This is a genomic window from Aeromonas sp. 30P (assembly GCF_051919805.1).
Classification (GTDB): domain Bacteria; phylum Pseudomonadota; class Gammaproteobacteria; order Enterobacterales; family Aeromonadaceae; genus Aeromonas; species Aeromonas veronii.
The window spans coordinates 4527048-4537500 of record NZ_JBQBEA010000001.1; the positions used below are offsets into that span (position 1 = coordinate 4527048).

Genomic DNA, 10453 nt, shown 5'->3' on the forward strand with positions numbered 1-10453 from the left:
AGGTTATTCAAATAGTGTGTTGTTCTTTCACCGACATCAGACAGACCGATTTGGTGTGTCACAGTGCGGAACTACCCGCATATTTGGCCGCTCGACGTTCCTGCCTAAGCGTTGATTGAATATTAAAGTGACATGACCTAACTTGTTAGCGAGATAAACTGGCAAACATATTCAAAAAAATTGAAGGTGAGGAATGGCCAAGGAATCGAACAAGGAGCGGGCGCTGACCCTGGAGGCAATCCGGGTGCTGGACGCCATCGACCGCCGCGGCAGCTTTGCGGCGGCGGCCGACGAGCTGGGCAAGGTGCCCTCGGCATTGAGCTATACGGTGCAGAAGCTGGAAGACGAACTGGATGCTATGCTGTTTGACCGCAGCGGCCACCGCACCAAGTTCACCCCGGCCGGACGCATGCTGCTGGAGCGCGGCCGGGTACTGCTGGAGGCAGCCGAACATCTGGTAGGCGAGACCCGGGCATTGGCCCGAGGCTGGGAGACCGACATCACAGTCGCCGTCGATGCGCTGGTCCCGGTGCAGGCCCTCTACCCCTTGGTGGAGAAGCTGGCCGAGCAGACCGATACCCGACTGCGGCTGCGGGCCGAGGTGCTGGCGGGTAGCTGGGAGTGTCTGGAAGATGGCCGCGCCGACCTGCTGATCTCCTCCATCAACCCGGACATCATGATGACCGGCATCAAGCATCAGGTGCTGAAAGAGGAGGTGATGCTCTATGTCGCCCATCCCGATCATCCGCTACATCAGGAGCCGGAGCCTCTGGCCGACGAGACCCTGCGCCGCTACCGCGCCATCGCCGTCGCCGATACCGCGCTGCGCAAGCCGGTGCTCACCTACCGCCTGCTGGACAAGCAGCCGCGCCTCACCGTCAGCACCATGACGGAGAAACGGGATGCCCTGCTGGCAGGGATCGGGGTCGGCACCATGCCACAGAGCTGGATTGAGGAGGACATCCGGGCCGGACGACTCAAGGTGATCAGCCCCGAATATCGCCATCAGATCCAGGTCGTGCTGGCCTGGCGGCGAGACACCATGGGCAAGGCCAAAAGCTGGCTGGTGCGGGAGATACCCAAACTGTTTTAAAAAAGTGGCGGTGAATCAACACTGCTTTGCCAGCGCCATTCGCCATAACAAAGAGAGGGGGAGCAACGTGCTCCCCCTCTCTCATCTTCGGCACACCTTGTCACGTATGGCTTACTGGTTCGCTTCGGCAAACTGCTTCATCGCTTCGGCGTGCTTGGTCATGCCGGCGGCACGCTCGTTGAGCTTCTTGATGAATTCCGCCTTCTTGGCAGGATCTTCAATGCGGTCATAACGTTGCTGCAGGTTGGCCTGGATCTGCTCCGGGGTCATGTTCTGCATGCGGGCCATCTTGTCGTGGCGACCACCGTGGTGTTTGCCACCCATCATGCCGCCGTCCATCGGGCAATCCACCATGGCACCGGGCTGGCCGGTGGGGGCTGCTTCACTGGCTGCATAGGCGCCCAGCGGCAGACCAAGGATCAGGGTGGCGGTCAGCAGGGTTTTGGTCAGCTTTTTCATGGTCTATCTCCTGTAGGGATGATTCTGGTTCGGCGCTCTTGCCTTGCCCTCAAGTAAACACCCTATCGGTGTCTGAACTTTGCCAGCATCGCCCTTTTTTGTAGCAGAGTGTGGCATCGTGCGGATCTGGCACACTTTGACACAAACCGCCGGGCGGATTTTCGTATACTCGTGCCAACGCCAAGCAGGGGAGGTATTCATGAACCAGGGCAACACCCACATTCTGGTGGTCGACGATCACAGCGAGATCCGCGATCTGTTGAAGCGCTTTCTGGAACAGCACGGCCTGCGAGTCAGCTGTGCCCGGGATGGCAAGGAGATGAAGCGGCTGCTGGAGGAGCGGGAGTTCGACCTGCTGGTGCTGGATCTGATGATGCCGGGTGAAGATGGCCTGACCCTCTGCCGCGAGCTGCGGGTCAAATCGAACCTACCTATCATCATGCTGACTGCCATGGGAGAAGAGACCGACCGCATCATCGGATTGGAGATGGGGGCCGACGACTATCTGGCCAAGCCTTTCAATCCGCGCGAGTTACTGGCGCGGATCAAGGCGGTGATGCGCCGCACCCAGGCCGAAACCCAGCCTGCCGCCGAAACCCTGACCCGGGATCTGCGCTTCGATCGCTGGCTACTCGACGTCAATCGCCGGGAGCTGGTGGATGAGGATGGGGTGGGCCTCAGCCTCTCCACCGCCGAGTTTGATCTGCTCAAGGTGTTTCTCGAACGCCCGCAGCGGGTATTGAGCCGGGATCAACTGCTGGACCTGGCCCGTGGCCGCGAGGCGGTAGCCTTTGATCGCGCCATCGATACCCTGGTGAGCCGCCTGCGCCGCAAGCTGGAGCGGGATCCCAAGAATCCGGAACTGATCAAAACCATCTGGGGTGGCGGCTATATGTTCTCAGCCGACGTGACGCAGGTTTAAGCAGTGGGCACCTTGCGACGACTGTGGGCACGGATGTGGCCCAAGGGGCTGACCGGCCAGATCATTCTGGTGGCGCTGGCGGGGTTGATCCTGATCCAGCTGCTCAGTATCCAGATCTACCGCACGGATCGGGAGGAGGCGCTCGGCTTCGTCAACAGCCGCAACGCCATGCAGCGGATCATCTCTGTGGTCAGACTGCTCTCCCTCTCCCCCCGTCCCTCTATGACGAGATCCTCAAGGCGAGCCGCAGCGAGACCCTGCTGCTGCGCCTCTCCGACGAGCCGCTGCAACCGGATAACCGCAGCCCCCGCTTCGAGCAGCTGGTGCGCTCGCGCCTCAACTATCCCCCCGGCCTCACGGTCGAGATCAGCGCCGAGCTGAAAGAGGATACTCAGCGCAGCAAGGCGTGGGAACATCATGCCCGCATGATGCGGGATCGCAAGGGGCCGCCCCCACCGCGGGATATGCGGCTCTATGGCTCCATCGAACTGCCGCAGGGGGGCTGGCTGCAGTTCAGTTCGCTGGTCGACAAGGAGGCGGGCAGCTGGTCGTGGCAGACCACCCTCAACCTGATGCTGGTCGCCAGTCTGGTGATCGGGCTGATGGTGCTGCTGTTTCGCCGCGCCACCCGCCCGCTCAAGCAGCTGGCAGGCAATGCGGAGCGGCTCGGACGGGGCGAGGATATCGAGCCCTTGAAAGAGGAGGGGCCGACCGAGATCCGCGAATCAATTCAGGCATTCAACCGGATGCACACCCGGCTCGACCGCTTCGTGCAGGACAGAACCCGGATGCTGGCGGCCATCTCCCACGATCTGCGCACCCCCATCACCAGCCTGCGGCTGCGCACCGAGTTTCTGGCCGATGGCGAGGACAAGGAGCGCATCCAGCAGACCCTGCAACAGATGGAGCAGATGCTGGCGGCCACCCTCAGCTTTGCTCGCGAGGAGGGGCAGCAGGAGGCCACCCGCGAGCTGGATCTGGTCAGCCTGCTGGTCAGCCTGTGCGATGACTATGCCGATACCGGCCAGCCGGTCACCTGTCTGGCGGAGGGCAAAGAGGTCTACGCCTGTCGGGCCAACACCCTGCGCCGGGTGCTGCAAAATCTGATCGGCAACGCCATCAAATATGCCGGCAGCGCCGAAGTGTCGCTGGAGCGGCGCAAGGAGGAGCTGTTGATCCGGGTCTGCGATAACGGGCCGGGGATCGATCCGGCGCGGCTGGAGGATGTGTTCAAGCCGTTCGTGCGACTCGATGAAGCGCGCAACACCGAGTCCGGCAGTGTGGGGTTGGGCCTCTCCATCGCCCGCACCCTGGTCCATCAGCACGGCGGCGAGCTGACCCTGCTCAATCGGCCACAGGGGGGACTTGAGGCGCGGATCAGCCTGCCGCTGTAAGTAGTTACTCTATCCGCCAGCCTTGTCATGGCACCATTTGCATCATGCAAACTTCATCATTTGGGCGCTTGTTCTTCGATGAGAAAGGCGGTGATAATCGATGACCACTGGACGGTATACGGCAACGGATTGGAGCAAGGATGGCCTCTTCCAGGACAGGAGTCATAGTCAGTATCGGGTGGGGGCTCCTGCTGCTCGCCCTTGCCCTGCCTGCATGGGCCAAAGCCCCGGAAGAGCCGATCATCATTACCAACTCCAAAGCCTGGCAGCCCTTCTCCTATATCAATGAGTCGGGCCAGCCGGATGGCCTGCTGATCGATTTGTGGCGTGAATATGCCCGGGTGACCGGCCAGAAGATCGAGTTCAGGCTGGTCGACTGGCAAGGCTCCCTCGACCTGCTCCATGAGGGGAACGCGGACGTTCACGCCGGACTGCTCTGGTCACCGGAGCGGGACAAACTGTTCGACTATGGCCGGCCTCTCGCCCAGCTCGACTCCCAGCTCTTCTTCTCGAGCGAATTGCGCGGCACCGATGTACATTACTACCTGCTCCATGAAACGGTGGGTGTGGTAGCCGGTGGCTACGAGGAGTATTACGCCAGACGCTACTTCCCCGGCACCAGACTGCAAACCTTCAATGACAATGACACCCTGCTGGCGGCGGCCTTTCGGGGCGACATAAAAGCCTTTATCGCCGATCTGCAGGTCGCCAACTTCTACATCTATACCTCGGACGATCCCACCCGCTTTATTCCGGTTCGCCACCTCTATACCGACCAGATCCGCTTTGCGGTGAAAAAAGGCGACCTTGCCCTGTTACACCGGCTGGAAGAGGGATTCGCCAAGATCAAAGAGAGCGATCGCGAGCGGATCATCCGCAAGTGGATGCATGTCGAAACCGTCTACCCCATCCATCTCGGTCCCTGGTTGCTGTTGGCCGGAGTGCTGATCATGGTGGCCTACATAGTGCAACTGCGCCGCGCTGTTGCCAGCCGCACCACCGAGTTGAGCCGCGCCAACGCCAGACTGGAGCAACAAGCCAGTACAGATCCCCTGACCGGCCTGCTCAACCGACGGGCATTCATGCCTGCCATGGAGCAGCGGCTGGCAAGCGGCATGCCCTGTGCCCTGTTGCTGTTCGATGTGGATCACTTCAAGGAGACCAATGACCGCTTTGGTCATGGCATCGGGGATCTGTTGCTGGAAAAGCTGGCCACGACTGTGACGAACCTGTTGCCCGAAGAGGCTCTGCTGGCCCGCATCGGCGGCGAGGAGTTTTGCCTGCTGCTGCCGCTGGCTACATTGGCTGAGACAGAGCAATGGGCCGAGCGTATTTGCCTGGAGAGCAACCGGCAAACCCTGCACACCAGCAGCGGCGAGGTGACCCTCTCCATCAGCACCGGGGCAGTCTGGGTCGCCGCAGAGAGAGAGGCTGATGCCGACCAGCTACTACGGCAGGCTGACGCCCTCATGTATCAGGCCAAGGGACTGGGGCGCAATACCTGGCAAGCCGCCCCCTATCAGGCATAGCCCCCTGACGGAGGCGCAATAAAAACGGCCGCCATCGGAAGATGGCGGCCGCATGAGAGGTTCCCTATCAGAAGTTGTAGGTCACGCCCAGGTTGTAGCGGCGACCATCCAGCACAGTGCCATAGCTGCTGTAATCCACCGTCTTGTCGAACAGGTTGTAGACCCCGGCAGTCAGATCCAGATGCTTGTTGGCCTTGTAGACCAAGCCCATGTCAAAGAAGGTATAGGAAGGGGTCCCCTCCGCCATCTTGACCCGGCTCAGGTACTCGGAGGTCTCGCCACGGAAGTTGACCCGTGACCAGAGGCTGAGATCCTCGGTGGTCTGCCAGTCTACGCTGCCGTTGAACATATGGCGGGGCATCTGGTTGAGGGCATGACCCGCCAGTGGACCACTTTTCTGCTCGGACTGGGTAAAGGTGTAGCTGGAGCTGACCGACCAATCCTCATTGATGGCCCAATCCATCATCCCCTCGACACCGCGCATGTTCGCCTTGTCGACGTTGACCCTATCACTGATGAAGTCATAACTGTACCCATTGAGGGTACAGGCGGGATCACTCTTGCTGGTGCAGCGACGCACTTCGGAGATCTTGTTCTTGAAGTCGGTGTTGAACAGGGTCACTCCGGCGTTGAAGCCCTGATGGCCATTCCACAGCAGGCCGATCTCTTCACTCACGCTGGTCTCGGGTTTGAGATCAGGATTACCGACCAGCATGCCATCCAGGCTACCACCACCGGTGACCTGACCCCAGTTGGCCGCTGACATCCGCAAGTCAGGAGAGCGGTAACCGGTTGATACGCCCCCTTTCAAGGTCCAGCTATCATCCAGATGCCAGACGCCGTAGAGACGCGGGCTCCAGTGAGAACCGTAGTTCTGGTCCCGATCCATGCGTGCGCCCCCGGTCAGGGCAAAGCTGTCAGTAAGTGACCACTCATCCTCGACAAACATCGCCCAACTCCAGCGGGTCAGCTGCTCGGCAGGGTTGGCTACTTTCAGGTTATTGCCCTGGTCGTGCAGATCCTCATAGCGATACTGACCACCGACACTCAGGTAGTGATCCCCCAGAATAAACTGGGTATGGGTATCGGCGATGGTGTTGGTAAGCTCCATCTTGCGAGCGGGGTTGCTGTTGGTCTCCTGCTGCAGATAGCTGCTGGAAGAGCCGAAATCATACTGGCCATCATGGGTCAGCGCATAGTTGGTGCGCTCGTAGCGATAAAGGTTATCTTTCGCCTTGGCAGCCAGCGAATTGCCGGCCGTGCGATTCCGATCCTGTAGGCTGCGACTGGCTTCCAGATCGAAGCGGTTATGGTCATCAGGCTTGAAGCTGAGCACGGCCGTGCCACTGCGAGTCTCCTGCTCGGCAAAACCCTGGGTAAATTTGTCTTCACCACGATGGGCAAGCTGACCATTGAAACGCAACCCCAACACGCCATCGATCAGTGAACCTGCGGTATAGGCATCGGTCTGGAAGCTATTGCCGGCATCCTTGTTCTCCTGGAAGGTAGAATCAGCATGAACCGAGCCCTGCCAGGCCAGGCCGGTGGTCTTGCGGGTAATCACGTTAATCACGCCCCCCATGGCATCGGAACCATAACGTGATGACATGGGGCCACGGACGACCTCAATGCGCTCAATCGCCTGCAGTGGCGGCAGCCAGCCCTGCTCGATACCCGGACCATCGCTGTTCGGGCGAGTGCCACGGCTATCCACCTTCTTTCCATCAACCAGCATCAGGGTGTATTTCGACCCCATACCACGAATGCTGATATCACTGCTGCTGCCACCGCCGGTCACCACAACACCGGGCACATCCTTCAGGGCATCGGTCACATCGCGATATGCCCGTTTTTCCAGCTGCTCACGGGTAATCACGGAGATGGAGGCGGCAGAGTCTTCAATCTTCTGCTGGAAGCCAGAAGCGGTGACGACCATCACCTCTTGTTCGGCAGCATAGGCCTGGGTCGCAAGAAGGGAGCAGATCAGCAAGGCAAGCTTGCTTGGTTGTATTGTTGTCATGATTTGGCCTGAACGTTTCAAGTAGGAAAGTGGCGTATTCCCTTACTTCACTCGTTACAAGACCCGGCTTCCTGCCGGGAACGGTGATTAATAAATGCTTATTTGAAACGCAAATTATTAATCGGTCGGGATTGTAACGACCAGGGCAAGATCAATCAAACAATAATCATTATCATTTAAGCAATTATAGTTAAATCCGCTTGAACGCGAAGCATGAGGCAGATGCTATATAACATCATGATTTATAATGATAAGTTTACTTATAGAAGAGATTGGTAGGAGCAGGCTGCAAACCAGTGCTGATAACAGCAAACCAGACGCCAGGATTTCAGGCAATAAAAAACCCCGCTCGATGAGCGGGGTTCTTAAATTGGGTGCCTGGCAGTGTCCTACTCTCGCATGGCGAATGCCACACTACCATCGGCGCTACCGCGTTTCACTTCTGAGTTCGGCATGGGATCAGGTGGTTCCACGGCGCTATGGCCGCCAGGCAAATTCTTCAATCTGAGAAAGCTGACGTAAGTAATTCGTTCGTATTTGCTACAAGCCTTAGAACACTTCTTGGGTGTTGTATGGTTAAGCCTCACGGGTAATTAGTATGGGTTAGCTCAACACGTCACTGCGCTTACACACCCCACCTATCAACGTTGTGGTCTCCAACGGCCCTTTAGGACCCTCAAGGGGTCAGGGATGACTCATCTCAGGGCTCGCTTCCCGCTTAGATGCTTTCAGCGGTTATCGATTCCGAACTTAGCTACCGGGCAGTGCCACTGGCGTGACAACCCGAACACCAGAGGTTCGTTCACTCCGGTCCTCTCGTACTAGGAGCAACTCCCTTCAATCATCCAACGCCCACGGCAGATAGGGACCGAACTGTCTCACGACGTTCTGAACCCAGCTCGCGTACCACTTTAAATGGCGAACAGCCATACCCTTGGGACCGACTTCAGCCCCAGGATGTGATGAGCCGACATCGAGGTGCCAAACACCGCCGTCGATATGAACTCTTGGGCGGTATCAGCCTGTTATCCCCGGAGTACCTTTTATCCGTTGAGCGATGGCCCTTCCATTCAGAACCACCGGATCACTATGACCTACTTTCGTACCTGCTCGACCTGTCCGTCTCGCAGTTAAGCTGGCTTATGCCATTGCACTAACCTCCTGATGTCCGACCAGGATTAGCCAACCTTCGTGCTCCTCCGTTACTCTTTGGGAGGAGACCGCCCCAGTCAAACTACCCACCAGGCACTGTCCGCGAGCCCGATTCAGGGCCCTGCGTTAGAACATCAAACATACAAGGGTGGTATTTCAAGGACGGCTCCAGCGCAACTGGCGTCACGCCTTCAAAGCCTCCCACCTATCCTACACATGTAGGTTCAATGTTCAGTGCCAAGCTGTAGTAAAGGTTCACGGGGTCTTTCCGTCTAGCCGCGGGTACACCGCATCTTCACGGCGAATTCGATTTCACTGAGTCTCGGGTGGAGACAGCATGGCCATGGTTACACCATTCGTGCAGGTCGGAACTTACCCGACAAGGAATTTCGCTACCTTAGGACCGTTATAGTTACGGCCGCCGTTTACCGGGGCTTCGATCAAGAGCTTCGCTTGCGCTAACCCCATCAATTAACCTTCCGGCACCGGGCAGGTGTCACACCCTATACGTCCACTTTCGTGTTTGCAGAGTGCTGTGTTTTTGATAAACAGTCCCAGCCATCTGGTCACTGCGACTCCCAACTGCTCCATCCGCGAGGGACTTCACTGTCAAGAGCGAACCTTCTCCCGAAGTTACGGTTCTATTTTGCCTAGTTCCTTCACCCGAGTTCTCTCAAGCGCCTTGGTATTCTCTACCCGACCACCTGTGTCGGTTTGGGGTACGATGACTTGTAATCTGAAGCTTAGAGGCTTTTCCTGGAAGCAGGGCATCAATGGCTTCCACACCGTAGTGTGTTCGTCTCGTGTCTCAGTGTTGTGTCTCCGGATTTGCCTAGAAACACCACCTACGCACTTTCACCAGGACAACCGTCGCCTGGCCCACCTAGCCTTCTCCGTCCCCCCATCGCAATTACAAGTCGTGCAGGAATATTAACCTGCTTCCCATCGACTACGCCTTTCGGCCTCGCCTTAGGGGTCGACTCACCCTGCCCCGATTAACGTTGGACAGGAACCCTTGGTCTTCCGGCGAGGAGGCTTTTCACCCCCTTTATCGTTACTTACGTCAGCATTCGCACTTCTGATATCTCCAGCATACCTCTCGATACACCTTCGCAGACTTACAGAACGCTCCCCTACCACTCATACATAAGTATGAATCCGCGGCTTCGGTGCCTGGTTTGAGCCCCGTTACATCTTCCGCGCAGGCCGACTCGACTAGTGAGCTATTACGCTTTCTTTAAATGATGGCTGCTTCTAAGCCAACATCCTAGCTGTCTGAGCCTTCCCACATCGTTTCCCACTTAACCAGAACTTTGGGACCTTAGCCGGCGGTCTGGGTTGTTTCCCTCTTCACGACGGACGTTAGCACCCGCCGTGTGTCTCCCGGATATTACTTACTGGTATTCGGAGTTTGCATGGGGTTGGTAAGTCGGGATGACCCCCTAGCCCAAACAGTGCTCTACCCCCAGTAGTATTCGTCCGAGGCGCTACCTAAATAGCTTTCGGGGAGAACCAGCTATCTCCGAGTTTGATTGGCCTTTCACCCCCAGCCACAGGTCATCCCCTAACTTTGCAACGTTAGTGGGTTCGGTCCTCCAGTTGATGTTACTCAACCTTCAACCTGCCCATGGCTAGATCACCCGGTTTCGGGTCTACACCTTGCAACTAGACGCCCAGTTAAGACTCGGTTTCCCTACGGCTCCCCTATACGGTTAACCTCGCTACAAAATGTAAGTCGCTGACCCATTATACAAAAGGTACGCAGTCACCCCGAAGGGCTCCCACTGCTTGTACGTACACGGTTTCAGGTTCTATTTCACTCCCCTCACAGGGGTTCTTTTCGCCTTTCCCTCACGGTACTGGTTCACTATCGGTCAGTCAGGA

Annotated in this window: 5 protein-coding genes, 2 rRNA genes and 1 pseudogene (1 of these 8 running past the window's edge); 4 read left to right on the plus strand and 4 right to left on the minus strand. The window is 57.7% G+C overall.

Annotated elements, in window-relative coordinates; all coding sequences use genetic code 11:
• Window positions 1-193: 193 nt before the first annotated feature.
• Window positions 194-1093, plus strand: coding sequence for a LysR family transcriptional regulator (locus tag ACTG2B_RS21530; protein ID WP_439996829.1), 900 nt, complete (start codon window positions 194-196; stop codon window positions 1091-1093).
• Between the two features lie 111 nt (window positions 1094-1204).
• Here ACTG2B_RS21530 and ACTG2B_RS21535 read toward each other — a convergent pair whose 3' ends face one another.
• Entirely contained in the window at window positions 1205-1552 is a 348-nt protein-coding gene (locus tag ACTG2B_RS21535; RefSeq protein WP_100652356.1) for a hypothetical protein, read from the minus strand.
• A 199-nt stretch (window positions 1553-1751) separates the two neighbouring features.
• On the opposite strand from ACTG2B_RS21535, the gene ACTG2B_RS21540 reads away from it, so the two are divergent.
• The 3 genes and pseudogenes from ACTG2B_RS21540 to ACTG2B_RS21550 all read left to right on the plus strand — a co-directional run bounded on the left by ACTG2B_RS21540 (window position 1752) and on the right by ACTG2B_RS21550 (window position 5397).
• The gene (locus ACTG2B_RS21540; protein WP_005336534.1) at window positions 1752-2474 is read left to right on the plus strand and encodes a response regulator; all 723 of its coding nucleotides are present in this window, start codon (window positions 1752-1754) and stop codon (window positions 2472-2474) included.
• Between the two features lie 33 nt (window positions 2475-2507).
• Window positions 2508-3868, plus strand: a pseudogene (locus ACTG2B_RS21545) (ATP-binding protein).
• Window positions 3869-4008: 140 nt separating this feature from the next.
• Window positions 4009-5397, plus strand: coding sequence for a transporter substrate-binding domain-containing diguanylate cyclase (locus ACTG2B_RS21550; RefSeq protein WP_439996830.1), 1389 nt, complete (start codon window positions 4009-4011; stop codon window positions 5395-5397).
• 67 nt (window positions 5398-5464) lie between these two features.
• Here ACTG2B_RS21550 and ACTG2B_RS21555 read toward each other — a convergent pair whose 3' ends face one another.
• The 3 genes from ACTG2B_RS21555 to ACTG2B_RS21565 form a co-directional block, all read right to left on the minus strand.
• Window positions 5465-7417 carry a ligand-gated channel protein gene (locus tag ACTG2B_RS21555; RefSeq protein WP_439996831.1) on the minus strand — a complete coding sequence of 651 codons (1953 nt, stop codon included), beginning with the start codon at window positions 7415-7417 and terminating at the stop codon, window positions 5465-5467.
• Between the two features lie 376 nt (window positions 7418-7793).
• Window positions 7794-7908 (minus strand): 5S ribosomal RNA (gene rrf, locus ACTG2B_RS21560).
• Between the two features lie 81 nt (window positions 7909-7989).
• Window positions 7990-10453, minus strand: a 23S ribosomal RNA gene (locus tag ACTG2B_RS21565) (it continues 426 nt past the right edge of the window).

Excerpts from the sequence above, each read along its gene's own strand:
- ACTG2B_RS21535 (WP_100652356.1), bottom strand. The coding sequence starts at position 1,552 with ATGAAAAAGCTGACCAAAACCCTGCTGACCGCCACCCTGATCCTTGGT.
- ACTG2B_RS21530 (WP_439996829.1), top strand. The coding sequence starts at position 194 with ATGGCCAAGGAATCGAACAAGGAGCGGGCGCTGACCCTGGAGGCAATC.
- ACTG2B_RS21550 (WP_439996830.1), top strand. The coding sequence starts at position 4,009 with ATGGCCTCTTCCAGGACAGGAGTCATAGTCAGTATCGGGTGGGGGCTC.
- ACTG2B_RS21540 (WP_005336534.1), top strand. The coding sequence starts at position 1,752 with ATGAACCAGGGCAACACCCACATTCTGGTGGTCGACGATCACAGCGAG.
- ACTG2B_RS21555 (WP_439996831.1), bottom strand. The coding sequence starts at position 7,417 with ATGACAACAATACAACCAAGCAAGCTTGCCTTGCTGATCTGCTCCCTT.